The organism is Flagellimonas sp. 2504JD4-2 (genome assembly GCF_053642935.1).
This window is the reverse complement of the sequence record NZ_JBSIOV010000001.1, coordinates 1,296,380-1,320,733: the sequence shown is the minus strand read 5'-3', so window position 1 is coordinate 1,320,733 and position 24,354 is coordinate 1,296,380. Positions and strand designations below refer to the sequence as shown.

24 protein-coding genes are annotated in these 24,354 nt (G+C 40.2%); 19 read left to right on the top strand and 5 right to left on the bottom strand.

Annotated features, from left to right (window positions below; translation table 11 throughout):
* Positions 1-18: 18 nt before the first annotated feature.
* From ACULLH_RS05910 to ACULLH_RS05900, 3 genes are all read right to left on the bottom strand, one after another.
* Positions 19-543, bottom strand: a complete 525-nt coding sequence (locus ACULLH_RS05910) for an inorganic diphosphatase (RefSeq protein ID WP_454087797.1) — start codon at positions 541-543, stop codon at positions 19-21.
* A gap of 76 nt (positions 544-619) precedes the next feature.
* The gene (locus ACULLH_RS05905) at positions 620-3,118 is read right to left on the bottom strand and encodes a DUF5686 family protein (RefSeq protein ID WP_454087796.1); all 2,499 of its coding nucleotides are present in this window, start codon (positions 3,116-3,118) and stop codon (positions 620-622) included.
* A 167-nt stretch (positions 3,119-3,285) separates the two neighbouring features.
* Positions 3,286-4,263: a pyruvate dehydrogenase complex E1 component subunit beta gene (locus ACULLH_RS05900; RefSeq protein WP_454087795.1), complete on the bottom strand. Its 978-nt coding sequence runs from the start codon at positions 4,261-4,263 to the stop codon at positions 3,286-3,288.
* A gap of 174 nt (positions 4,264-4,437) precedes the next feature.
* Between ACULLH_RS05900 and ACULLH_RS05895 the strand changes: the two genes are divergently transcribed.
* From ACULLH_RS05895 to ACULLH_RS05840, 12 genes are all read left to right on the top strand, one after another.
* Positions 4,438-5,184, top strand: coding sequence for an electron transfer flavoprotein subunit beta/FixA family protein (locus tag ACULLH_RS05895; RefSeq protein WP_454087794.1), 747 nt, complete (start codon positions 4,438-4,440; stop codon positions 5,182-5,184).
* A 77-nt stretch (positions 5,185-5,261) separates the two neighbouring features.
* Complete coding sequence (locus ACULLH_RS05890) at positions 5,262-6,230, top strand: electron transfer flavoprotein subunit alpha/FixB family protein (RefSeq protein WP_454087793.1); 969 nt, start codon at positions 5,262-5,264, stop codon at positions 6,228-6,230.
* A 92-nt stretch (positions 6,231-6,322) separates the two neighbouring features.
* The gene (locus tag ACULLH_RS05885) at positions 6,323-6,955 is read left to right on the top strand and encodes a bifunctional nuclease domain-containing protein (RefSeq protein ID WP_454087792.1); all 633 of its coding nucleotides are present in this window, start codon (positions 6,323-6,325) and stop codon (positions 6,953-6,955) included.
* Positions 6,956-6,964: 9 nt separating this feature from the next.
* Positions 6,965-8,428: a NupC/NupG family nucleoside CNT transporter gene (locus ACULLH_RS05880; RefSeq protein WP_454087791.1), complete on the top strand. Its 1,464-nt coding sequence runs from the start codon at positions 6,965-6,967 to the stop codon at positions 8,426-8,428.
* A 96-nt stretch (positions 8,429-8,524) separates the two neighbouring features.
* A complete protein-coding gene (locus ACULLH_RS05875; RefSeq protein WP_454087790.1) occupies positions 8,525-8,884 on the top strand; it encodes a four helix bundle protein in 360 nt (119 codons plus the stop codon).
* Positions 8,885-9,062: 178 nt separating this feature from the next.
* Positions 9,063-9,887 (top strand): thymidylate synthase, encoded by an 825-nt coding sequence (locus ACULLH_RS05870; protein WP_454087789.1) that lies wholly within the window; start codon positions 9,063-9,065, stop codon positions 9,885-9,887.
* Between the two features lie 86 nt (positions 9,888-9,973).
* The gene (locus ACULLH_RS05865; protein ID WP_454087788.1) at positions 9,974-10,396 is read left to right on the top strand and encodes a hypothetical protein; all 423 of its coding nucleotides are present in this window, start codon (positions 9,974-9,976) and stop codon (positions 10,394-10,396) included.
* 46 nt (positions 10,397-10,442) lie between these two features.
* On the top strand, positions 10,443-11,183 hold the full coding sequence (locus ACULLH_RS05860; RefSeq protein WP_454087787.1) for a hypothetical protein: 741 nt from the start codon (positions 10,443-10,445) through the stop codon (positions 11,181-11,183).
* 103 nt (positions 11,184-11,286) lie between these two features.
* On the top strand, positions 11,287-11,703 hold the full coding sequence (locus ACULLH_RS05855) for a hypothetical protein (protein WP_454087786.1): 417 nt from the start codon (positions 11,287-11,289) through the stop codon (positions 11,701-11,703).
* A gap of 14 nt (positions 11,704-11,717) precedes the next feature.
* Positions 11,718-12,533: a hypothetical protein gene (locus ACULLH_RS05850; protein ID WP_454087785.1), complete on the top strand. Its 816-nt coding sequence runs from the start codon at positions 11,718-11,720 to the stop codon at positions 12,531-12,533.
* 248 nt (positions 12,534-12,781) lie between these two features.
* Positions 12,782-13,111 carry a hypothetical protein gene (locus ACULLH_RS05845; protein WP_454087784.1) on the top strand — a complete coding sequence of 110 codons (330 nt, stop codon included), beginning with the start codon at positions 12,782-12,784 and terminating at the stop codon, positions 13,109-13,111.
* Between the two features lie 172 nt (positions 13,112-13,283).
* Positions 13,284-14,264 (top strand): hypothetical protein, encoded by a 981-nt coding sequence (locus ACULLH_RS05840; RefSeq protein ID WP_454087783.1) that lies wholly within the window; start codon positions 13,284-13,286, stop codon positions 14,262-14,264.
* Between the two features lie 60 nt (positions 14,265-14,324).
* Here ACULLH_RS05840 and ACULLH_RS05835 read toward each other — a convergent pair whose 3' ends face one another.
* The gene (locus ACULLH_RS05835) at positions 14,325-14,519 is read right to left on the bottom strand and encodes a hypothetical protein (protein WP_454087782.1); all 195 of its coding nucleotides are present in this window, start codon (positions 14,517-14,519) and stop codon (positions 14,325-14,327) included.
* Between the two features lie 156 nt (positions 14,520-14,675).
* Here ACULLH_RS05835 and ACULLH_RS05830 point away from each other — a divergent pair, with 156 nt between their 5' ends.
* The 5 genes from ACULLH_RS05830 (at position 14,676) to ACULLH_RS05810 (ending at position 19,270) form a co-directional block, all read left to right on the top strand.
* Positions 14,676-15,236 (top strand): Crp/Fnr family transcriptional regulator, encoded by a 561-nt coding sequence (locus ACULLH_RS05830; protein ID WP_454087781.1) that lies wholly within the window; start codon positions 14,676-14,678, stop codon positions 15,234-15,236.
* Positions 15,237-15,301: 65 nt separating this feature from the next.
* Positions 15,302-15,922 (top strand): hypothetical protein, encoded by a 621-nt coding sequence (locus ACULLH_RS05825; RefSeq protein ID WP_454087780.1) that lies wholly within the window; start codon positions 15,302-15,304, stop codon positions 15,920-15,922.
* A 110-nt stretch (positions 15,923-16,032) separates the two neighbouring features.
* Entirely contained in the window at positions 16,033-16,842 is an 810-nt protein-coding gene (locus ACULLH_RS05820) for a phytanoyl-CoA dioxygenase family protein (protein ID WP_454087779.1), read from the top strand.
* A gap of 132 nt (positions 16,843-16,974) precedes the next feature.
* Entirely contained in the window at positions 16,975-17,886 is a 912-nt protein-coding gene (locus ACULLH_RS05815; protein ID WP_454087778.1) for an FAD:protein FMN transferase, read from the top strand.
* A gap of 25 nt (positions 17,887-17,911) precedes the next feature.
* Entirely contained in the window at positions 17,912-19,270 is a 1,359-nt protein-coding gene (locus ACULLH_RS05810) for a Gfo/Idh/MocA family protein (RefSeq protein ID WP_454087777.1), read from the top strand.
* 210 nt (positions 19,271-19,480) lie between these two features.
* On the opposite strand, the gene ACULLH_RS05805 is transcribed toward ACULLH_RS05810, so the two are convergent.
* Positions 19,481-21,889, bottom strand: coding sequence for a hypothetical protein (locus ACULLH_RS05805; RefSeq protein WP_454087776.1), 2,409 nt, complete (start codon positions 21,887-21,889; stop codon positions 19,481-19,483).
* 226 nt (positions 21,890-22,115) lie between these two features.
* On the opposite strand from ACULLH_RS05805, the gene ACULLH_RS05800 reads away from it, so the two are divergent.
* The gene (locus ACULLH_RS05800) at positions 22,116-22,829 is read left to right on the top strand and encodes a response regulator transcription factor (RefSeq protein ID WP_454087775.1); all 714 of its coding nucleotides are present in this window, start codon (positions 22,116-22,118) and stop codon (positions 22,827-22,829) included.
* A 14-nt stretch (positions 22,830-22,843) separates the two neighbouring features.
* Positions 22,844-24,337 (top strand): sensor histidine kinase, encoded by a 1,494-nt coding sequence (locus tag ACULLH_RS05795; protein WP_454087774.1) that lies wholly within the window; start codon positions 22,844-22,846, stop codon positions 24,335-24,337.
* The last annotated feature ends 17 nt before the right edge of the window (positions 24,338-24,354 follow it).

Here is a 24,354-nt window from a genome sequence, read left to right as displayed (position 1 = left end):
ATATAGGGTCAAATTCGGTTAAATGGTAAAGGTCCGCTTCTTTTTGTGCTCACTTTCATCATAGCGCTTTACACATTGATGATAGATTTCAATGGCCTCATCAACATTGCCCCAACCCCCGGTATCTACTTTCTTTTCCTCCAAATCTTTGTAGACCGCAAAAAAGTGTTCGATTTCCTTTTTTCTATGGGGATTGATATCGCTTACATCCTCTTTATTATTCCATACCGGGTCATTCACAGGCACACAGATGATTTTTTCATCAGGTCCTTTTTCATCCGTCATATGAAATACGCCTATCGGTTTTACCTCCATTACCACCATCGGATACGTTGGCTCCGTCCCCAATACCAATACATCCAAAGGGTCTTTATCCAAGGCAAGGGTTTCTGGTACAAATCCGTAATCCCCGGGATACATCATGGATGAGAACAAAGTTCTATCAAATCGAATTTTATTGAGGGTAAAATCATATTCATATTTATTCCTACTTCCTTTTGGAATTTCAATCAGCACATCGAAGGTTACTTCTTTCTTTGACATCTTAAGGTTTTAAATTTTTTGCAAAAATAGCCACTCCAAAGGGATTGGCATCAATAAATTGTTGGGTTTGTATGAATTAAAAATTAAATCCGAAGGTTCCGGTAATACCAAATGGCCTTGCATCCGGATTGTCGAGGTAATTCCCCCTAAAATTGAAGTCAATCCGTAAAATTTTGAAGATATTACCAATTCCAAAGGAATACTCCCAGTAGATTTGGTCTTCTGGCGCCATCAAAGGAATATTTGTAGGCGCACTCAAGGCTATATTTTCATCCGAAAGCTGCCCCCAAGCGCCTCTTAATCCTACAATCTCCCGGAGGTTCCAGTTTCGGATTATAGGCAATCGCGAGAACAAGCGTCCATTAAAATTGTGCTCCAAATGAACGGTGGCATAGGTATCGGTCACAAACTCGTAAAAATCCAGATTCGGAAACACATTATATAAGGAAAAAAGTGTCTGGTTTCCGGGCACCACACTTAGTAAGCTCAAAGGTACCTCCCCGAAGGTTTTCCCAAGTTCAATGCTACTGGTAAGTCTACCAAAACCACCAATTTGCCAAGGTTGGCGATAGGAGAACTGGACACGCTCATAGTCAAAATCACTTTCTAAAAACCCGCTAATACCTTTGGTATAGTTAAACAAAAGTGTACTGTGATTGCTATTGATGCTCACCGGTTCCACTCCATAGCCAATGGTTCTCTTCCCGGGTGTATAAATCAGGGTGGTATTGATATCAAACTGTTTCACTTCCGAAGAAATCCCTGTGGGAGATTCTGGGTCCACGTAATCCAGGCTGAAGGCATCTGGCAAAGCCGAACGCAACGTTCGAAAAGAGCTTCCAAAACGAACCCGGAAGTTCTTCACAGGCTCCATTTCCAGATTAACCGTTGAAAGGTTGATGTTGGTCAATCGGTCATTCGCCCCGACGGTTACAAGCGAAGAAGAAGCTATGCTCCTTCCCAGAACATCGTTGGTACTTGTGAGACTTAGTCCCAATTGTTCAACATCCCTTCTATTTCCTCCTGAAAGTATTAGGCGTGTCTTTCTATCCAGCAAGAATTTACCTGAAAGCCCATGTTTAAACTTTTTATCGGTAAATCCGTAAGCCATATAACCTTCCAAACGCCAGGTGTCATTTTGACCAAAGTAGGTCCTTGCTCCTGCCCTTATTCGGGTTCCCTCGGCATCATTGAAGCCAAAAGTGCTGTAAATGTCGCCGATATCAATGTTCCACTTATCTATTTCGATGTATCCAGAACCGAGAATACTTACAATGTCATAATAGGTCCGGAATTTCGGAACCGTCTTTAAGGTATCGAGCAGTTTGAAGATTCCCGATTCGTCATCATTGAGTTTTTCCAATCTGGCGTTCTTCCAAAATATACTATCCCGAGTAAACACCCTGGGATCGTATGGATCCGATTCCGCCTTATAGAATTCTTCGGGACGATTGGTATCAAATTGGTAATTATCGTAAACCGTTGTCCTTTTTCCATAGACTCCACGGGACTTTTCCTTTTTGGAAAAACTGAAATCACTCAGCATATAATCCCTTTTCAATAGGAAAACAGAATCGCTTACCACATCAAAATCCTGCTCAATGTAAATCTCCTTTACCCAGTTTATGTTTGCACTCTTGGTGACCTGCAGATTGATTTTTTTGATGGCATAGGTGGTATCGTTTACCCAAAAATCCCCTTTAAAGGTCAATTCATTCTTCCGGCGGGGGTAGTATATAATGTTATAGCACCATTTGTTATCAATGAACGTACTATCGGAAAGTACATAGTTATAGGTATCGACACCTGTTTTTGACAATGGACTTGTAAAACTCTTGTCAAAAAACTTTAGATAGTTGTCATAAACGTCATAGTCGGAATATAAATCCTCCACAAAAGCGGTTATGGCCTGATTGCCTCCAAAACCGGAGTTTTTATTTCCAAGAACATCCTCCTTTTCCTCGTTGATAATATTGTCACCATAAACTTTGGAGAACGTTTCGTTCAAGAACATGGGTAAATAGGTCTTCCCCGTAATTCGAGAAGTGTCCAAATCCTCAAACATGAACTCCAATCCCCTGAACATTTTACTCTTTATAAGGGCGCTATCGATGGTATTCAAATCAAACTCTACTTTTTCATACTTGTCAAATTGGTATTGTTTGAATTTTCTAACACCATTTTCTCGTTTTTTTGCCCAAATCTTCTTTAAAATATCGATGGCCGGATTGTCCTTTTTAGATTGTTTCCCCGTGTACACCACCACTTCCTTTAGTTGCTCCGTGGATTCAACCAAAACAATTTCCATGTTGAAATTCACCTTTTGGGCAAGTTCAATCTCCCTGGTCTCATAACCAATAAACGAAACCTGGATAGTGCTATAGGTATTATCGGATTCTATATAAAATCTACCATTATCATTGGTGATGGTTCCCTCAGAAGAGTCCATAAATACAATATTGGCAAAAGCAATGGGAGAACCTGACTCGTCAATGATAATTCCGCCGACCTTTGTCTGGGAAAAAGCTGAAACACTAAATAACGTCAGGAAAAAAAATAAAAGGAATCTTTTCATGCTTTGATATGTGCCACTTTGAAAATCCTATAAGATTTTCAAAGGTGTAATGGTCTGTTCGATTTAAAAGTAATTTCTTATCAAAAACTGTTCCTTAAAAAAAGCCTCACCAATCCCGATGGTTATCGGGAACGACGAGGCTAATATACCTTACAAATACGTATCCTTTACTTATATAACACTTTCTTAACAGCTTTGATCACATCCTTGGAATTCGGCAACCATTCCGCCAAAAGTACTGGAGAATATGGCGCAGGAGTGTCTGCAGTGTTCAATTTTACAATAGGAGCATCCAAGTAGTCGAATGCCTTATCCTGTACATGATAAATAATTTCGGTAGCCACATTTCCAAACGGCCATGCTTCCTCCAAAATCACCATACGATTGGTTTTCTTTACAGAATTCAAAATGGCATCATGGTCCATAGGACGAACGGTTCGCAAATCGATGATCTCACAGCTAATGCCTTCTTTTTCCAATTCATCGGCCGCTTTATAGGCTTCTTTGATGATTTTTCCAAAAGAAACAATGGTCACATCGGTTCCTTCTCTTTTAATTTCGGCAACACCCAAGGGAATGGTGTATTCTCCCTCTGGCACTTCACCCTTATCACCATACATCTGCTCTGACTCCATAAAAATAACCGGGTCGTCATCTCGAATCGCGGACTTCAACAATCCCTTTGCATCAGCAGGATTGGAAGGTACAACTACCTTTAATCCCGGGCAGTTGGCATACCAGCTTTCAAATGCCTGTGAGTGCGTAGCTGCAAGCTGACCGGCAGAGGCTGTAGGTCCCCTAAATACAATAGGACAAGCAAACTGGCCACCGGACATCTGTCTGATTTTTGCCGCATTATTTATAATCTGGTCTATGCCGACCAATGAAAAGTTGAACGTCATGAATTCTATAATAGGTCGGTTCCCAATCATTGCAGAACCAACACCTATTCCAGCAAATCCCAATTCGGAAATCGGAGTATCCAAAACCCTTTCAGGACCAAATTCATCCAACATCCCTTTTGAAGCCTTATAGGCACCATTGTATTCGGCTACTTCCTCACCCATTAAATAAATGGTATCATCCCTGCGCATCTCTTCGGTCATGGCCTCTTTGATGGCTTCTCTGAATTGTAGTGTTTTCATTAAGTAGTACTAAAAAGTTTAGTTTGTGTACATAAAAAAATGCACGCAAAAATAGCAAAATCTACAAGAATAACCCCGAGGTACAATTTAAAAAAAGAATGAATATTTATTATGCATGCATAATAAATATCGAATTTTTATAGCTATCTTAGCGCCGTTAAATCCAAAGAGACTATGAAGATTTTAGTTTGCATTAGCAACGTACCGGATACCACTTCCAAAATCAATTTTACGGAGGGGGATACCAAGTTTGATACAAACGGAGTGCAATTTGTGATTAATCCCAATGACGAATTCGGGCTTACTCGCGCCATGTGGTTCAAGGAAAAGCAAGGCGCCACGGTTCATGTGGTGACCGTTGGAGGGGCTCAAACCGAGCCTACAATCCGCAAAGCTTTGGCGATTGGTGCCGATGAAGCGGTTCGCGTAAATGCAGAACCTACGGACGGATTCTATGTGGCCACTCAATTGGCAGAAGTAGTAAAAAATGGAGGTTATGACCTAGTTATTGCGGGCAGGGAATCCATTGATTATAATGGGGGAATGGTTCCCGGGATTTTGGCAACACTTCTCGATATGAATTTTGTAAACACCTGTATAGGATTGGAAGTTGATGGAACCAATGCAACCGCCACTCGTGAAATTGATGGCGGAAAGGAAACCATTAATACTACGTTACCTTTAGTCGTTGGAGGTCAAAAAGGATTGGTTGAGGAAAGTGATCTTCGTATCCCAAATATGAGAGGAATTATGATGGCCAGAAAAAAAGTGCTCAATGTGGTAGAACCTGTTGAGGGCGCCGCACATACCCAAGACCAAAAATTTGAAAAACCTGCAGCCAAAGGACCTGTAAAGTTGGTCGATGCTGAAAATGTAGGCGAGTTGGTCGAGCTATTGCACAACGAAGCTAAAGTCATCTAAATAATCAAATCGCAAATTCCAAATTCCAAAAATATCGTTTTGGCGCTTGGAGCTTGAATATTGAAAATTAAAATATTATGTCAGTATTAGTCTATACCGAATCAGATAAAGGAAAATTTAAAAAGAATGCTTTGGAAGTGGCTTCCTATGCTCATAAAGTAGCCCAAGAAGTTGGTGGAAGTGTAACCGCCGTAACCATAAATGCTGAAGATGATGCCTCTTTGGGCAATTATGGGGTTTCCAAGGTTTTGAAAGTCTCCAATGGTGAATTGGATACCTTTAATGCAAAAGCATACGCCAATGTATTGGCCCAGGCCGCACAGGCAGAAGGTGCAAAAGTAATTGTGGTAAGCTCAAGTGCCGACACCAAGTTTTTGGCTCCGATTTTGGCTGCTAAGTTGGGCGCTGGTTATGTTCCCAATGTAGTCTCTGCGCCGGAGAGTACATCTCCTTTTGTAGTGAAAAGAACAGCTTTCAGTAATAAAGGTTTTGCGCACACTGAAATCAGCTCCGATGTTAAGATTGTCGGTGTTTCAAACAATGCCTATGGCATCCATGAAAATGGAGGTTCTGCCGCAGTTGAAGATTTTAATCCCTCCCTTTCCGATGCGGATTTTGCCGTAAAATCTTTGGAAGTGGACAAAGTTGTCGGAAAAGCTACCATCGCCGACGCGGATATCGTGGTTTCAGGAGGTCGAGGCCTCAAAGGTCCCGAAAATTGGGGCATGGTAGAGGAATTGGCCAATGTGTTAGGTGCTGCCACTGCATGTTCTAAACCTGTCTCCGATTTGGGATGGCGCCCACATGGGGAACACGTTGGGCAGACTGGAAAACCTGTTGCCAGCAACCTGTATATAGCCATTGGTATTTCTGGTGCTATTCAGCATTTAGCAGGGGTAAGTTCCTCTAAAACCAAAGTGGTTATCAACAACGACCCCGAAGCTCCCTTCTTTAAGGCCGCGGATTATGGGATTGTTGGGGATGCCTTTGAAGTGGTGCCTAAACTCATCGAAAAATTAAAGGAATTTAAAGCCCAAAACGCTTAAATTTTGTTAATTTGCCCTTTGCAAGGGGCTGTTCAGATAACTGGTATCGCCACTTATTTGAACAGCTTTTTTGCGTTTTATAGGAAGATCATATGAGCTTAGTACGGTTAAAAATAAAGGGGATATCTTACAGCCAAACGCAAAATGGTGCGTATGCCCTTATTTTGAATGAAGTTGAAGGAGACAGAAAACTTCCCATTGTAATAGGTGCCTTCGAGGCACAATCCATAGCAATTGCACTTGAAAAAGAAATAAAACCACCCAGACCATTGACGCATGATCTGTTCAAGAATTTCTCGGACAGGTTCCAGATTGTGGTCAAGCAGGTCATCATCCACAAATTGGTTGACGGAGTTTTCTACTCCAGCATCATCTGCGAACGCGATAAAGCTGAGGAAATCATCGATGCAAGGACCAGTGACGCCATCGCCTTGGCGTTGCGTTTCAATGCACCCATTTTCACTTACAAGACCATTTTGGACAAAGCAGGTATTTTCTTGAAATTCTCTTCCAAAGAGGATGAAGAAAATGAAGATGATGATAGTATTGTGGTGGATGAAATACTTCAAGAAGGAGAAACCGTGGAGATTGAATCCGGAGCTTCGTCACAGGGATACCGAGAAATGACCTTGGATGAACTCCACAAAGAATTGGATAAAGCAGTTGCCAACGAAGACTACGAAAAAGCTGCCAAACTACGGGACGAGATCTCCAAGCGCAAATAAACCAACTACATGCCGAACAAAACCAGAAGTTTACTCATACTTTTATTATTTACTTGTGCAGTCACTTTTGGTCAAAATGCACTACCAGCGGATTCCTTGGCTGTTCTTCAAGACACTACGATCCTTGATGATATCAGCCAGGCAAAAACCCCTGAGTTGGTACCCAATCAAGATTTTTCCTTCAATAGCCTATGGCGCGGTGCCTTGGGCATGGCAGTTTTAATATTGATTTCATACTTATTTAGTTCGAATCGCCGAGCCATCAACTGGAAAACCGTCGGAATTGGCTTGTCTTTACAACTTTTGATAGCCATTGGGGTACTTAAAGTGCCTTTCGTAAAATTGATTTTTGAAAAAATTGGCCAAGTATTCGTAAGCATCCTTGATTTCACAAGAGCAGGGAGCAAGTTTTTGTTCGAAGGGCTTGTTGTAGACATGGATACCTTCGGATTCATTTTTGCCTTCCAGGTTTTGCCAACGATTATTTTCTTTTCAGCATTGACATCGGTCTTATTTTATTTGGGTGTTATCCAGAAAGTGGTCAAGGCCATGGCTTGGTTGCTGACGAAATCCTTAGGAATCTCAGGTGCGGAAAGTCTTTCCATTGCCGGAAATATCTTTTTGGGCCAGACCGAAGCACCCTTATTGATCAAGGCCTATTTGGAAAAAATGAACAAATCCGAAATCCTTCTGGTCATGATTGGGGGAATGGCGACCGTAGCTGGAGCTGTTTTAGCAGCATATATCGGATTTTTGGGAGGAGATGATCCTGCTCTGCGATTGGTATTTGCCAAACACTTGTTGGCTGCATCAGTAATGGCAGCACCCGGAGCTATTGTAGTTTCTAAAATTCTATATCCGCAGACCGAAAAAATCAATACTGATGTAAAAGTTTCCAACGAAAAAATTGGTGCCAATATTTTGGATGCCATTGCCAACGGAACCACTGAAGGACTCAAACTCGCTATGAATGTGGGTGCCATGCTTTTGGTCTTTGTGGCCTTTATTGCCATGATCAACGGAATCTTGGGTTGGGTCGGTGACTTTACTACATTGAACGGTTGGATCGCCACCAATTCGCCTTACGATAGTTTCTCATTGGAAGCTATTTTAGGAACCGTCTTCGCTCCACTCATGTGGTTGATTGGCGTAAACGGGGATGATGTAATGCTGATGGGCCAACTATTGGGAATCAAACTCGCTGCTAGCGAATTTATCGGCTATATCCAGCTTGCTGAGCTAAAAAATATGTCCAACAGTCTACATTTCACCTATAACAAGTCGGTAATCATGGCCACTTATATGCTCTGCGGATTTGCCAACTTTGCTTCCATCGGTATCCAGATTGGAGGTATCGGCTCCTTGGCCCCAGGTCAGCGGAAAACCCTTTCTGAATTCGGTATGAAGGCTGTTTTGGGTGGATCTTTGGCCTCATTACTTTCCGCCACGATTGCTGGGATGATTCTTGGATAGGTCAGGGTGAAGGATTTTTGGGTAGAGGGTGAAAGGTTTTACCTTCTACCAAATAAACACATAAAATCAACCTCAAGATTTTAAAAGGTTATTGCCATGCGAAATTTTCGAGAGTTGGAAATCTGGAAAGAGGCCAGAATATTGGTTAAAGAAATCTATTTGACCACCAAAAAGCTTCCCAATACAGAAAAGTATGGGTTGATATCCCAAATTAATAGATGTTCTGTTTCCATCACCGCCAACATAGCGGAAGGTTGTGGTAAATATTCCAACAAAGACTTTGTGCGGTTTCTTCAAATAAGTCTTGGTTCTGCTTATGAATTAGAAAATCACCTCATCCTATGTGAGGATTTGGAATTTGTACATCCTGAACACATAACACCTATCATCGAAAAGTTACAACGCCTCCAAAAACGAATAGCCGCCCTAATTAAGTACAACAAACAAAATCCCTAACCTATAACCTTTTACCTTTTACCTTTTACCTTGTACCTTGTACCTTGTACCTTGTACCATACACCTTTAACCATACACCTTTAGCCATGTTCCGTTTACCTCACCATAGTTAATAAAATCTAATAAATCATAACCCCTGCCCTTCTCCCTTAACCCTCAACCCATTAACTTTACACCTATGAAACAATACCACGACTTACTAAAACATGTATTGGAACACGGAAACCAAAAGGGCGACCGTACGGGAACAGGAACAAAAAGTGTCTTTGGCTACCAAATGCGGTTCGACCTATCGGAAGGATTTCCCATGGTGACTACCAAAAAATTGCACTTAAAATCCATTGTGCACGAGTTGTTATGGTTTTTGAAAGGCGATACCAACGTGGGCTACTTGCAAGAAAATGGCGTACGTATCTGGAACGAATGGGCCGATGAAAACGGGGATTTGGGCCCAGTGTACGGACACCAATGGCGCAATTGGAACAGCGAGGAGATTGACCAGATCAAAGAAGTTATCGAGACTTTAAAGCACAACCCCAATAGCCGACGGATGTTGGTCTCGGCGTGGAACCCCAGCGTGCTGCCCGACACCTCTATTTCTTTTAGTGATAATGTGGCCAATGGAAAGGCGGCCCTCCCCCCCTGCCATGCCTTTTTCCAGTTTTATGTAGCCGATGGCAAACTCTCTTGCCAGCTCTACCAACGTAGTGCCGATGTTTTTTTGGGTGTGCCCTTTAACATTGCCTCCTATGCTTTGTTTACAATGATGATGGCCCAGGTATGCGGCTACGAATCTGGCGATTTTATCCACACCTTTGGAGATACCCACATTTACAACAACCATATGGAACAAGTGGAGTTGCAACTAAGCCGCGAACCTCGCCCTTTGCCTACCATGCGCTTAAACCCGGCAGTTAAGAACATTTTTGACTTTACATTTGACGATTTTGAGCTGTTGAACTACGACCCGCACCCACATATTAAAGGAGTTGTGGCGGTGTAAAGATTGCAAAACATACGCTTTTGTGCCATATTTGGGTGTATATAGATGTATTTTACGTCCATATAAACAGGTTACCTGCAATTTTAATGAAAAGGAAAATATTAATTTCGACTTTTCTCTTATTCGGACTTTTGTCCTTTTCTCAAAAAGGAGATGAAAAAGTGGAATATTTGCTAAAAGGCAAATTGATAAATGGATTTGATGGACTTACGCCACTTTGTGGTGTATTAGCCTGGGCGACCGTAACAGAATTCGAAATAATTGAATTTTCGGACAAAGAATATGTTGGAGAAAAAATTCCAATAATATTTACCTGTCCAAACTCCTACCATAAAAATCTCTTTAAAGTTGGGGGAATTTATCACATGGTTCTGACGCAAAATGAAGATTTAAAAAAATGGACGTTTAGGAACGATAAGGCAGATATTCTTTCAAAATATGATATAAAGAATGAATACTGGTTTGTAGAAACAAAAAAAACAGCAGGTAACAATGGCTATAACCCATAGCTTCGTTACAAAATCATAGCCGGGACCGTTGGCAAACATTTTAGAAATGAGAATATTGACATTCATAATTTGTATAGTATTGATTAACCTTTCACCTGATGATAAAACATTTGAGGGTGAATTGATTTATCATCACAACATGAAAATGAACTCTCAAATCTATTCCAAGTCAAGAAATTTTTATGATACTCTAACAATAACATACAAGGACAAGAATTACATAAAGTTGACAAACAAAAAGAACTATGAAAAAATTCTTTTTATTGATTCTCTGAGAAAAATTTATGTAATCTATAAGGACAACTTGAGTAAATCAAAAAAACTCTCTATGAATGAGGATAATCTGAATTTCGGAAAACTATATAATCGAAAAAATTCACATTTTGGAAAAATAGTTTCATCATCAAAATCAGATACAATTTTAAATTTCGACAAAAAAGATTACGAATTAAAGAAGCTTTTTGTGGAACGAGAATATGGAAACGAAACCTATGTTTATTCGAATTCTGAGGAATTTAAGCTGTCTGACAATAGAAATATTCTAAGAAATATCGGAGAACAAATACATCCAGAACAAATAGCATCTGAATTGAAAAATTCTATACTCTTCTTTTATAAGTTGGACGTTAAAAATGCAGACTTATATGAGGAATACAAATTAGTTAAAATCAATAATAAGGAAATTGAAAATCGTGTCTTTGAAATTCCTGAACACAAAGATGCTAAAGGATATAAAAAAGAAAATAAAAAGAACGGTCGATTTAAATTTTACGAATTGACTAAATAAAAAACGCTTGCCAACAATAGCTATAATTCATTGTGGCAAAGAGTTAAAACAAAATTAAATCTATAAATCAAACGGGGGGATTTCGTGGTGTGTAATTTAAGAAATGACGGAGACCATTTCAAATAACGAGAAATCATTAAACATTCTGAATAAATTAATTCTGAATGGATTTTATGAGGGAAATATCAGTCCTAATAGAATTGAATTAAGCAGAAAATACGGATTGTTTAGTTGGAGTTATAATCATAGAATAATAGGAATTCTAAACAGCGAGAATAAATTTGAATTGGTTTTTGACTTCAAATTTCCGATGAACATAGCTGTAAAAGTTGCAATCGGAATCGGCATTATTTTCACAATAGTTTCTTTAATTTATGGGAATTGGTTTTTACCAATACCATTTTTCATTTTACCATTTCTGATTATATATATTGATTTTAAATTGAAAAAGAAAAAGGAAATTACTCTTCTGACTTCAAAGTTTTTGGAATTGTATAAATCGGAATATGAAGCTGTATAAAAACCAATGATTAAATGAAAATTGAAAAATATAACCAAAGACTTCTCGCTATTTTGGGCACGGTAGGAGTGATTTTTTTGATAGTTGCTTTAATAGCATTTATATCAATAACCATAATGGAACACAGAAGATATGATGACGACATTGAAAGTGGAATTTTATCGGATGAAAAAATTGAGGAATTACAAAAAGAAAATAAACGTGAGCAGGTAATTTCATATGAGAATCCACGATTGATTGATACACTCAATTCTGTTTATATCATCCCTGTTTCCCATAAAACTTTGAATGAACCAGAAGACATTGGTAGCACACTCAACGCATTTTCTTCTGCTGACAATTATGAAAAAAGCGATTCTCGTTATTCTTCTTATCACTATGGTGCGTTCAACAATTTGATTGTCTACGATTCAAAAAACAGAGCTAATAAAAGTCTATTTGACAAAAGAGTGAATTTCAATCAAATAAAAGCTGAGTACTTTAAAGATGATATTCTTCTTTTAATGAAAGTGTCCGAAAAAGACACTTATAAAGATGGAGTAATAAATCTTTTGGACTTTAAAAAGCTATATATCTACTCATTTGAAAAAAAGGAATTAAAAAGTATCGGAATTGATGGAATGGATGTTGTAAGCTATAAGTTTATAAACGATGGAAAAGATTTGACCGTACGATTTGGCGTTGATAAAAATGATGATGGACAATATGAAGAACATAATGAGCCGACATTGATAAAAAGATTTGACCTTGAGAGTAGTAAATTGACAGATATTGTGGATAAAGAAATTGACTCTAAACTCCAGCAAACACTTGAAGGAACTAAAAAGTAACGTTGCACAACAATGGCTATAATTCATAGCGAGAACGTTGGCAATAATTTAGAATCCACTAGATGCCCAATACACCAAGTCTTCCAGTAATTTTTGCGATCATATCGAACATTTTATTCGTTGTCTTCATCATTTTTCTTGTACTATATTTTCGAAAAGATAAATTCTCAAATCTTTTCAAATTTGGTAGGAACTACAGAAATAAATCGCTGAAAATAGGCTTAATTTCAGTTACCATTTCTTTAACTGTGTCAGCATCACTATTTAGTTTTTTGGCATTTAGGGACTTGAATCGCATCATAAATGATGATGATTATTTGCATCAGAAATATTTTGTTGTTAGAAAATGGAATGGAATAGTAGTAGAAAAATATATAGATACACTAAACTATAATTATCTAACAATAGAAATTGTTAACGGAATTGATACAATCAAGGTACAGGAGAAAATCATTCAGGATTTTGAGAACTATGATCAAATAGATGTAGGTGATTCAATAGTAAAACAAAGTGGAGAACAAGTAGTGCATTTGTTTAAAAAATCAGGTGCAGTAATTCTAGAGTCTGATCCCCAATAGAACAAATAAACTATTGCCAACAACGCCTATAACCTATCGCCTGCTTTATCTTGGTATAATTTTCCTACATTAGTTTTATATAAAGAATTCTTAGAATGGTCTGCGCTTTCAGATGCCAGGTCATAGCCAGGACCGTTACCATTCATATGGACAAAGAACAGCAATGAAAAAAATGTTACTCATTTTAATAGGCATAATTTACTGCTCTACAATTTATGCACAAGGCCATATAGCGTCTGATAACATTCTTCAAACACAATATTTTTCATTCCATAATAATATATGGATGAACTTACACCATTTCTTATATGAACAAGCAAGCAATGGACAAAAAAACAAATTAAGAGAAGATGGTTTAGGGTTTAGAGATATTGGAGATAGTCTAAAAATATCAGAACTGACCTTACGCGAGAAGCAATTGTTCAATAAAGGAATAGAATTTTACAAGAAAAACATTATCGACCAAGAACTTATCAATTCAGGTCGCATATTTAAATGGTTACAATTTCAGCCGACTGACCAGGCCATAATTGACACCTCTTATTCTAAAGTGTTCACCGAAAACTTAAATCGTTTAAAGCCATTGTACGTGTCCCATTTTTGGCAAAGACACCGAACAGAAAATAACAATTTACTGTTCGCATATATTGACCTAATTAAAAAAATAGAAAGCAAGGTTATACGTAAAATGGAAAAGTTGTCAGGTTCAAAATGGAAAGGTGTAGTAAGGATTGATTTAACCACCTATGGAAATTGGGCCAGTGCGTATTCTCCAGATTTTGACAATATTGTAATTTCCTCAATAGATCCAAATATGGATTCGACCATCTTTATTGAATTTGTATTTCATGAAAGCTCTCATCTGCTATTCCTAAGGAAATCCGATTTTCGAATGTCGTTATTTAAAAAAACTAAAGAATTAAATCTAACACAGCCAAGATCCTTATGGCATGCAGCAATGTTCTATTTAAGTGGTTTGGCTACAAAAGAAGTTTTGAACGAGTACGGTTTAGATCACATTCTAATAATGAAAAAGAAAAATGTATTCGCAAAATATTATCAAAATGAAAAATTCAAATTAATTCTTACAGACTATTATAAGTCAAACATTGAATTGGATGAATTGGCAACTCAACTTTTGCAACTCAATTAAAAACCAAAGACAACAAAATAAGCAATGAATCTCTGAAGGATGCCTATTATAAGCAGGTCATTATCCCCTCAAAACCCCAACAATATCCCTAATCGCAGTGACTGCATGTCGTATTTCCCTTTGGGAAAAGGCGCCTTCCTCCACATAAAACAACATTTCCACCCCTAAATTCAAAACATTGGCCATTTCGGTCGGGGTACCATAGCCTTCTTCAATAAGTTCTGCTAAATTTTCGAGTTGTTCTTTGCTCAGCATGTTTTCTCCTTTTACCCTTCACCCTTTCCCCAATCGAATCCAAAGATAAATCTCGTTCGTGTTTTAAGGGTCATAATAAATTATGACTTTTAATTAACTTGCTTTTCAGAACTTTTAACCCTGCACCATTGATCCAAACATCAATCCAAAATAGAAATGGCCAGTCTTTTTGAACGTACACTTCAACAATTAGGGCATTTTCCTAATCCACAGCTACAGCATATCATTGAGGCGGCTTCCCTTAGGGAAATTCCAAAAAACGAAATCCTGCTCAAGCCCGGAGATATCTGCGAAAGCTTTCAGTTTATTGAAAAAGGCGCGCTATATCAATACCTATTGGACGAGGACAACCAAGAGCATATTTTAGATCTACATTGTACCGGGGATTGGGCCCTGAACGTGCAAAGTTTTACCCAACGCAAACCCTCGGAATCCTTTTTGACAGTATATTCCGATAGCGTGATCTATGAGCTGAACATCCATAAGGTGCACGAGCTTATTGAAAAATATCCTTCCATGATGCAATTGGGTAAGATCTTGGGTGCGGATGCCTTCCGAATTGGGTTTTTGGATAAAAAAATGTCTCCCAAAGAAAAATATGAACTCTTGGTTCAGCAAAAACCTCAGCTTATTCAGGCCTTCCCTTTGTTTATGATTGCTTCCTTCCTGAAAATCTCCCCAGAGACCCTTAGCAGAATCCGAGGCCAAATTTCTTGATTTCGGTCAAGAAGTCCTTTTAGCCCTCCCGGCTACATTTGTTCCAAAACCTAATTTACATTCGTATGAAAACACAAAGTACCCGCACTTCGGGCATATCGCTTTTGATCGGTTCTTTTTTAATGTTCGTCACCATGTTGCTCCATCCTGGCGAAGGTGGCTTTACCCAGGGAATGACCTTTGCCTTGATTTCCCACTCCCTCGCCATTGGCTCCGTACCCTTCAGCGCAGTGGGATTTTTTGGATTGGCCAACGTACTGGGTGAAAAGGATTTTCTATCCAAAATCGGTCTTGCCATCATGTTGTTGGGGCTTTTTGCAGCGGTAATGGCGGCCTCCTTCAATGGATTGGCCCTACCTCTTTTTATAAAAGATGTTTCGCTTGAAACCGCACGTCAATCGGGAGAAATTTTGAGTTACAACCGTGCCCTAAACCATAGTTTCGACTACATTTTGATCGCCGGCATGTTCATTTCAACCTTTTTGTGGTCCTTGGCCATATGGCTTACCAAGGTATTGCCCAGATGGTTGGCCTATCTGGGAATCACACTATTTGTAATTGGAGTAGTAGCCGTGATCTCCGGATTCTATTTCCTGAACGTAAGCGGTTTTCGAATCCTTATTTATGGTTGGGTAATATGGATCGTTGGTGCCGGAATTGCCATGCTGAAACTGGAAAGGAAATAGATCAACCCAATGAGGTTATCCTATGAAGGAAATATTTTGGTCCATAACCAAGGACAAACCAAATAATTGTGATAATTTATTGGATCAAAGACCCATAGCATCCTTTTCGCATGAACCTCGATATTCTCCATGAACCCTTCCAACTGACCCGGGAACAAATTGATTTTTACAAACAAAACGCCTTTATCAAAATCAAGGAGGTATTACCACCTGAAGTAGTTGGCCATATCAACACAGTCATATCCAGCAAAGTGGACGAACTGAACACAGAGACCACAGCCCTCGAGGATAGAGACACCTATGGCAAGGCCTTTTTGCAGATTTTCAATCTCTGGACGCAGGATGAGCAAGTCAAGGAAATCATGTTCAGTAAGCGATTGGCGAAATTGGCAGCAGACCTCATGGAAGTGGATGGGGTTCGTATGTACCATGACCAAGCCCTTTTTAAAGAAGGTGGTGGGGGCATCACCCCGTGGCATGCCGACCAATACTATTGGCCATTGTCCTCGGATAGATCTATAACCTTGTGGATGCCACTACAGGCCGTTCCTGCCAAGATGGGGCCGTTGGAATTTTCAGCCGGAAGCCAGCATATATTGACGGGAAGGGAATTGTCCATAAGTGATGAAAGTGAGAGTTTGATTGGAGAAAAATTGCGGTTGACCGATTGTCCTACAGTATCGGAACCTTTTGATATTGGGGAGGTCAGTTTTCATTCTGGTTGGATTTTTCATCGAGCAGGCGCCAATACCACCAAACAAACCCGAAAAGTGATGACCTGTATTTATATGGATAAGGACATGACCCTTAAAAAACCCGAAAACGATGGTCAGGTCAACGATTGGGAAACTTGGTGTCCTGGAGTCAAAATCGGTTCGGTCATTGACTCACATTTAAATCCCGTTCTTTATGCACGATAATCTGTTCTTGTGACTTAATCCTCCTAGTGAAAAGGGGGAATTTAAGTACCTTTATCACCTTACAGCTAATGCTAAATTAGCTCAAGCTAATCGAAATATTTTGAACTGTTGAGCCGATTAGGACCTAATGCTATGCATAACTTTGAACATCATGCCATGGCCACCCAGTTTAACCTTTGCGTTGCAGGCGAAGATTACCTATATGCCGAAAGTGCCGCCCAACGTTGCTTTCATAGGTTGGACGAGTTGGAGCATATACTGAGCCGCTTTGTGGCAGGAAGTGACATCAGTCGTATCAATAACCTCAAGGCCAATGGACAATTGGCATTGGATTATGAAACATGGGAAGTCATCAAGCAAGCCATCCAAGTACAGGAATGGACATGTGGCGCATTTGATATTGGAGTGGCCGAGCATATGAAGATCTTCCAGGCCACCAAGCAGGGTATCCTCAACGAGTTTGAAATGACACATGCACTCAAAATGGCGCAGAAGGAAAAACAAGCTTCCAGCCTGTATCTAGATCCCGAGAAACCCTTTTTCTATTGCGTGAATCCTGGAATGCAATTTGATTTAGGAGGAATTGGTAAGGGTTATGCTCTCGACCAACTGGCCATGTTGCTGAAGGATATGGCAATAGAGAATTATACCATCAATGCTGGCAGTAGTACGTTGCTGACCCACGGCATACCGAATAATGCCGAACATTGGAGCCATACCCTGGCTTCCACCGAGGAACGAAAGACATTGGCTCTAAAGGATATAGTGGTAAGCGCTTCAGGCACCTTTCACCAGGGCAACCATATTTTTGACCCCCGCACTGGACAAAATAATGGGGTTTCGATTTTTGAACGCATATGGGTCGCGAGTAAAAGTGCCACTTTTTCCGATGCTTTTGCTACTGGATTGTACTTGCTTTCCATAACAGAAATTGAACAGGTGGTGGAACAGGTATCCGACATTTTATGGGTGGGATATAGCATGAAAGGAAAACTACATTTTATAAAACGAAATGACTTATTTTTGAAGGAACTCAACCAATAATCCTTCCCTATACAACAAAAATCTTATGAGTATTCCCAACAAAACGGATCGAAGAAAATTTATTAAAAACTCAACTTTATTTGGCACCGGACTAGTGCTTGCAAACCCCTTTAGTATCACTGCCAACCCTCTTGTAGTTGGAGACAAAGTAAACGTTGGTGTAGTTGGCTGCGGAGGCCGTGGCGGAGGTGTAATCTTTAATAACATTCCTAAAATTCCAAGCGCCAATCTTGTTGCAGTGTGTGATATTGTTGAAAGCCGTAGGGAAAATGCCAAAAAAAAGTTCAACAATCTTTATGGGGCCAAGATAAATGCATATGAAAACTTCTATAAGATGCTTGAAAAGGAAAAGTTGGATGCTGTGGTCCTCACAACTCCAGATTTTTGGCATATGCAACATGCCGTAGACGCCATGGAAGCTGGTCTTCATGTATATTGTGAAAAAGCCATGTCCAACAACATGGATGATGCCCGAAAAATGGCAGAAAGCATGAAGAAAACGGGTAAACTGTTGCAGATTGGGCGTCAACGAAGAAGTGATGACCGCTATCGCTTTACCCAACAGGTATTGTTGGAAAAGGAAAAAATGTTTGGTAGGCTTACACACGCGATCGGTCAATGGAATAGGTCGCGTATATGGACACAACGGCCACAAAAATGGGAGAATATTGAAATCCAGAAGTTAAAGCAATACGGATTTGAGACCATAGATCAGGTGTACAACTGGCGTAATTATAAAAAGCTTGGCGGAGGAGTAGTTTCAGATCTAGGTTCTCACCAGATCGATATTTTCAATTGGTTCTTGGGCGCCTATCCGCATACGATATATGCTACTGGAAACAATTCGTATTTCAACTTTGAACAGGCTGATACCATGGCCACCATATTGGAATATGACACCCCTAATGGCCCGGCCATTGGAGTGTATGAAAACATATCGAACTCTAGGGCAATTGGAGTGTATGAACGTTTTATTGGGGATGATGGCGCGTTTATCATCTCGCAAGGAAAGAATAACAAGATTTATCGTGAATCGCGGGTTGATGGTCAACGATGGCAAAAATATATTGATGCAGGCTACATTACCAATCTTGCAGATATGCAGAAATACAAGGAAAAAGAGTCAGGTGATTCCGGTATAAAGGAAACTGCTCCGCAAATCAGCTACGACATCGATGAAATGCTTGATATGGACAAGGTATATAACATGGCCAGTCATACCGCACACTTGTATAATTTCATTGAATCAGTAAGAGGAGAGGAAAAATTGAACTACGATGCCATAACTTCATATAAATCGGAGGTATGTATTTATAAAATACATGAGGCCATTAATGCCGGAGGCAAACGTATCAAAATTAAGTCGAAGGAGTACGAAGTCTAAAGAATTTTGTTCGCAACTGTTCAGTAGTTTTCTTAAACCATACCTTCTCCTACAAGCCAGCACGCACCCATAGAGAAATCAAGAAAAGATACATATTGACCAAGAGATAATTTATATAAAAATAAAAACACCCAAGCCTTAAACCTGGGTGTTCTTTTACAAACAATTAAACAAACTACCTACTCATTTTCTTTTTCATAGTATAATGGCTTAGTGTGGGAGTTCTCTTTTCACTTTTATTGAATTGGAAAGGTCATAGAAACCATCCAAATCAGCTATATAGTTTCCGGCTTCCAAGCCATTCAACCCTTCTTCATAAGTGATATGCCAAATAAAGCACACCCCTACGCCTGCTGCATCAAAATCAACACCTTCTACAGCTTCCAGTGTTGGCGGCAAGCCTAAAATCTTGTTTTTGTCATCAGTAATTACCCAACCTTGCTTGGATCCGTTCAGATTGGTATCGTCCAACGTAATTCCATAGACCATATCGGGAGTTCCGTCCACCTTGAAAACAAAGGGTCCTCCATCGATGTATCCGGCGTCTAAAGGTTTCCGGACAACTTTTACTGAATTGGACAATGCATAGTACCCATCAAGGTCGGCTACATTGCTACCAGCGCTAAGGCCTGCAAGTCCATCTTCGTACGTTAAATGCCAGATAAAGCAGGTCCCTGGTCCAGCTGCATCAAAGTCAACACCTTTTACGGCATCCAAAGTTGGAGGCAAGCCTAAAATGTTGTTCTTATCATCGGTAATTACCCATGTCTGGTTTGAACCATTCAAATCCGTATCATCCAAAGCTATGGCGCTTACCATATCAGGCGTTCCATCCACCACGAACTTATAGGGCCCTCCGGAAAGATAGCCTGCGTTCAGGGCATTTCTGGTCACTTTAATGGAATTTGAAAGGTCATAGTACCCGGCCAGGTCGGCAACATTTTTACCTGCTTCCAATCCGGTGAGTCCTTCCTCATAGGTGATATGCCAGATCAAACATACACCAGCGCCAGCGTCATCAAAGTTTACACCTTCAACAGCGTCAAGCGTCGGTGGCAGACCCAAGATATTGTTCTTGTCATCTGTAATTACCCAACCTTGCTTAGATCCGTTCAAATTGGTATCATCCAAAGTGATTCCACTGACCATATCAGGGGTACCATCGACGGTAAACGTGAATGGTCCGCCATCGATAGAACCAGCATCCAAGGCATTTCTTGTTACTTTAATGGAATTTGACAGTGCATAAGGTCCTTCAAGATTTGAAACATTGTTTCCAGCTTCCAATCCTGTTAATCCTTCTCCATAGGTGATATGCCAGATCAAACATACTCCGGCGCCAGCTTCATCAAAGTTTACGCCCTCTACAGCTTCAAGGGTTGGCGGAAGTCCTAAAATATTATTCTCATCATCGGTAATTACCCATCCTTGGTTTGGTCCAGTGACATTTGTGTCATCCAAAGTGATACCGCTGACAATGTCGGGAGTTCCATCAACAGTAAAAGTGAAAGGTCCACCGGATATTTTACCTGCAGTGACGTCATTTCTGGTAACCGTGATCGAATTGGACAGTGCATAATCCCCTTCCAGGTCAGCAACATTCTTGCCAGCTTCAAGTCCGGTAAGTCCTTCTTCATAGGTAATATGCCAAATCAAACATAAGCCCACTCCGGCATCGTCAAAGTTGACTCCCTCAACGGCTTCAATGGTCGGGGGAAGACCCAAAATATTGTTTTTATCATCGGTAATCACCCATCGCTGATTGGATCCTGTCAAATCGGTATCATCCAAGGTAATTCCGCTTACCATATCTGCAACACCATCAACCGTAAAAGTGAAAGGTCCTCCAGAAATTGTTCCTGCGTTCAGCGCGTTTCGCGTTACCATGATGGAGTTGGAAAGTGCGTATTGCCCCTCAAAATCCGAGACATTTTTACCAGCTTCCAATCCTACAAGTCCATCCTCATAGGTCAAATGCCATATAAAGCATATCCCTGCTCCGGCTCCGTCAAAATCAACACCTTCAACAGCTTCCAATGTTGGTGGGAGACCCAAGATATTGTTTTGATCATCCGTGATCACATAGATTTGGTTTGTTCCATTTAACTCGGTATCATCCAAAGTGATTCCGCTGACCATGTCCGGGGTACCATCAACCGTAAAAGTGAAAGGTCCACCAGCAAGCGCCCCTGCGTTGAGTCCATTTCTGGTAACCATAATGGAATTGGACAGTTCATACTCTCCGGATAGATCATCTGTATTCTCACCCATTTCCAAACCAGAAAGACCTACTTCATAAACAATGTGCCAAATGAAGCATACCCCAGCTCCTGCGCCATCAAAATCAACGCCTTCAACAGCCTCCAAGGTTGGTGGCAGTCCCAAAATATTGTTTTGATCATCAGTAATTACATATCCCCTGTTGGTTCCCACCACATCGGACTCGTCCAAAGTAATGCCACTTACCATGTCGGGTGTTCCATCAACCGTGAAAGTAAATGGTCCGCCAGATAGTGTTCCTGCATTCAATACCAATGGCGCATCATCTGATTCTGGGTCGCATGAAACCAAAATCAATCCAATGCCCAATAGTGTCATAATAGATTTTAAGTTGCTCATTTTCGTGTTCTTTTAAATTGTACTACAAATGAAAAGGGAAGTTGTTGCAGAAGTATCACGTAAAAATCAAAATTCATTACTCATTGATTTTCAATGAATTACAATTAAAAATCTCTAGAATTGTAAAGATTTGCCCCAAAAACAGACTCTTAACTAGGGATATTCTCAAAATTTTATACGGAATGGTGAACTTTCCGTGATATTTTACTTTTTACTTCGTTGCATCATGAAAAAAGTGTTGATTGTTGAGGATGATATTGAGATCATTCGCCTTTTGGAGATACATCTAAAAGATTTGGGCTGTTATGTGGTAACCGCCAATCGAGGTGACATAGGTCTTCAAAAAGCGGTGGATGAAAATCCAGACCTTATTATATTGGATGTCATGCTTCCCGAAATGGACGGCATCGAAATCTGCCAAAAACTTCGCGCTCGCGAGATCAAAACACCTATTATGATGCTCACCGCACGGTCCGAAGAAATAGACAAGGTTCTCGGATTGGAAGTCGGTGCGGATGATTATTTGACCAAACCTTTTAGCGTACGAGAATTTATCGCCCGGGTAAAGGCCATTTTTAGGCGCCAGAAAATGGACACCATTGAAACCACATCTGAAGGTAACCCAAAACTTATGGAATACGACATTCTTTCCATAGATGTGGATATGCGTAAGGTATTGCTGGATGGAAGAAAAGTGGAACTCTCGCCCAAGGAGTTCGAATTATTGGTGTTGTTATCATCCAATCCTGGAAAAAGTTACGACCGAACCAAGCTCTTAAACATGATCTGGGGATACGACTTTCAGGGATACGAGCACACCGTAAATTCACATATTAACCGACTCCGCTCCAAAATTGAGCCTGATATGAGCAACCCAAAATTTATTTTGACCACCTGGGGTGTCGGATATAAATTCAACGAAGAACTTATAGGCGCCTGACCAAAAACTGACCCATGAAAAACAGTATTCTTTCTGGAAGATTCATCTTAAAGCTTTCCCTTTCTTTTTTGGCCATTTTGTTGTTGGCGGGAATTGGGTACACGGTGACCTCTATTTACCTTTCCAACAAATATTTCCAAGAGACCACCCAGCGATTACATGCCAATCTTGCGCAGGATCTTATCGATGAAAAGTTCAAGAGTGCTGACCCCTTTGATGAAAAAGGTACGGTGAACAAAGCCCTTTTCGGTGACATTATGCACGATATGATGGCGGTAAACCGTGCTATAGAGGTCTACCTGCTTGACAAGCAAGGTTACGTTCAATATTCGGTTGTACTGGACCATGATGCTCCGGAGACCAAGCAAAAAAAGGTAAACCTAAGTCCCATAAAGAAGTTTATCAATGAAAACGGGAGCAACTATACCCTTGGCGATGACCCCAAGGACCTCACCAAACAAACCATCTTTTCCGCCGCGCATTTTAATAAGGACGGCCATGAAGGTTACGTTTATATCATTTTAGCGGGAAAAGACTTTTTGGCCACCAGAAGTGACCTTTTCAATAGCTACTTTATGCGTTTGGGATTGGGAGGTTCAATATTAACATTGATTTTTGCCACCTTATTAGGTGTTTTAGCCATTTGGTACTTGACCCGAAGTTTGCGAAAAATTATATACGCCGCCAAGCGTTTTCAACAGGGAGACCTGCAATATCGCATAGAAAACGCGGAAAAAACCGATTTGGCGAATGTGGCAAGCACCTATAACCATATGGCAGATACCATATTGTCCGATATTGAAAAAATAAAGTCTGTAGATCAATTGAGACAGGAGCTTATTGCCAATATTTCGCATGATTTGCGCACACCTCTTTCCATTATTCAAGGGTATATTGAAACCCTGCACATGAAGGACAATGAGCTTACAGCAGAGGAAAGGGGCGAATATTTAAAAACCATTTCTAAAAGTAGCGAACGCCTTTCCAAACTGATTTCCCAACTGTTCGAATATTCCAAGCTCGAAGCCAATCAAATCCAACCTCAAAAAGAGCCATTTCTTATCAGTGAATTGGCCAATGACATCCATAGAAATTATATGCTATTGGCAGAGCAAAAGAACATTGACTTAAAGCTTTCCATGGCCAAAAACACCCCTTTGGTCTTTGCTGATATTTCCTTGGTGGAAAGGGCCATTCAAAATTTGATGGACAATGCCCTCAAATTTACCCCGGAAGGTGGAAAGGTCACTGTAAAAATAGAGACCGAGGATGATCATGTAGAGGTAATCATCAAAGATTCCGGTCCGGGCATCAAAAAGGACAATCAAGCATTGATCTTTGAACGCTATCGGCAAACCAAGGCCGGTGAACAAAAAGAAGGTGCCGGTCTAGGGTTGGCCATTGTGAAGAAAATCGTGGAAATACATGATAGCAGCATTAAAGTCTTCAGTAAGCCCAATGAGGGAACTTCCTTCAGTTTCAGTCTACCGGTTTACGCGGTTGGCTAAGCCATATTCGTTATCTT

What these genes read in the sequence shown, in the direction of transcription:
- ACULLH_RS05910 (WP_454087797.1), bottom strand. Translation starts at nt 543, where the DNA reads ATGTCAAAGAAAGAAGTAACCTTCGATGTGCTGATTGAAATTCCAAAA.
- ACULLH_RS05905 (WP_454087796.1), bottom strand. Translation starts at nt 3,118, where the DNA reads ATGAAAAGATTCCTTTTATTTTTTTTCCTGACGTTATTTAGTGTTTCA.
- ACULLH_RS05900 (WP_454087795.1), bottom strand. Translation starts at nt 4,263, where the DNA reads ATGAAAACACTACAATTCAGAGAAGCCATCAAAGAGGCCATGACCGAA.
- ACULLH_RS05895 (WP_454087794.1), top strand. Translation starts at nt 4,438, where the DNA reads ATGAAGATTTTAGTTTGCATTAGCAACGTACCGGATACCACTTCCAAA.
- ACULLH_RS05890 (WP_454087793.1), top strand. Translation starts at nt 5,262, where the DNA reads ATGTCAGTATTAGTCTATACCGAATCAGATAAAGGAAAATTTAAAAAG.
- ACULLH_RS05885 (WP_454087792.1), top strand. Translation starts at nt 6,323, where the DNA reads ATGAGCTTAGTACGGTTAAAAATAAAGGGGATATCTTACAGCCAAACG.
- ACULLH_RS05880 (WP_454087791.1), top strand. Translation starts at nt 6,965, where the DNA reads ATGCCGAACAAAACCAGAAGTTTACTCATACTTTTATTATTTACTTGT.
- ACULLH_RS05875 (WP_454087790.1), top strand. Translation starts at nt 8,525, where the DNA reads ATGCGAAATTTTCGAGAGTTGGAAATCTGGAAAGAGGCCAGAATATTG.
- ACULLH_RS05870 (WP_454087789.1), top strand. Translation starts at nt 9,063, where the DNA reads ATGAAACAATACCACGACTTACTAAAACATGTATTGGAACACGGAAAC.
- ACULLH_RS05865 (WP_454087788.1), top strand. Translation starts at nt 9,974, where the DNA reads ATGAAAAGGAAAATATTAATTTCGACTTTTCTCTTATTCGGACTTTTG.
- ACULLH_RS05860 (WP_454087787.1), top strand. Translation starts at nt 10,443, where the DNA reads ATGAGAATATTGACATTCATAATTTGTATAGTATTGATTAACCTTTCA.
- ACULLH_RS05855 (WP_454087786.1), top strand. Translation starts at nt 11,287, where the DNA reads ATGACGGAGACCATTTCAAATAACGAGAAATCATTAAACATTCTGAAT.
- ACULLH_RS05850 (WP_454087785.1), top strand. Translation starts at nt 11,718, where the DNA reads ATGAAAATTGAAAAATATAACCAAAGACTTCTCGCTATTTTGGGCACG.
- ACULLH_RS05840 (WP_454087783.1), top strand. Translation starts at nt 13,284, where the DNA reads ATGTTACTCATTTTAATAGGCATAATTTACTGCTCTACAATTTATGCA.
- ACULLH_RS05835 (WP_454087782.1), bottom strand. Translation starts at nt 14,519, where the DNA reads ATGCTGAGCAAAGAACAACTCGAAAATTTAGCAGAACTTATTGAAGAA.
- ACULLH_RS05830 (WP_454087781.1), top strand. Translation starts at nt 14,676, where the DNA reads ATGGCCAGTCTTTTTGAACGTACACTTCAACAATTAGGGCATTTTCCT.
- ACULLH_RS05825 (WP_454087780.1), top strand. Translation starts at nt 15,302, where the DNA reads ATGAAAACACAAAGTACCCGCACTTCGGGCATATCGCTTTTGATCGGT.
- ACULLH_RS05820 (WP_454087779.1), top strand. Translation starts at nt 16,033, where the DNA reads ATGAACCTCGATATTCTCCATGAACCCTTCCAACTGACCCGGGAACAA.
- ACULLH_RS05815 (WP_454087778.1), top strand. Translation starts at nt 16,975, where the DNA reads ATGCATAACTTTGAACATCATGCCATGGCCACCCAGTTTAACCTTTGC.
- ACULLH_RS05810 (WP_454087777.1), top strand. Translation starts at nt 17,912, where the DNA reads ATGAGTATTCCCAACAAAACGGATCGAAGAAAATTTATTAAAAACTCA.
- ACULLH_RS05805 (WP_454087776.1), bottom strand. Translation starts at nt 21,889, where the DNA reads ATGAGCAACTTAAAATCTATTATGACACTATTGGGCATTGGATTGATT.
- ACULLH_RS05800 (WP_454087775.1), top strand. Translation starts at nt 22,116, where the DNA reads ATGAAAAAAGTGTTGATTGTTGAGGATGATATTGAGATCATTCGCCTT.
- ACULLH_RS05795 (WP_454087774.1), top strand. Translation starts at nt 22,844, where the DNA reads ATGAAAAACAGTATTCTTTCTGGAAGATTCATCTTAAAGCTTTCCCTT.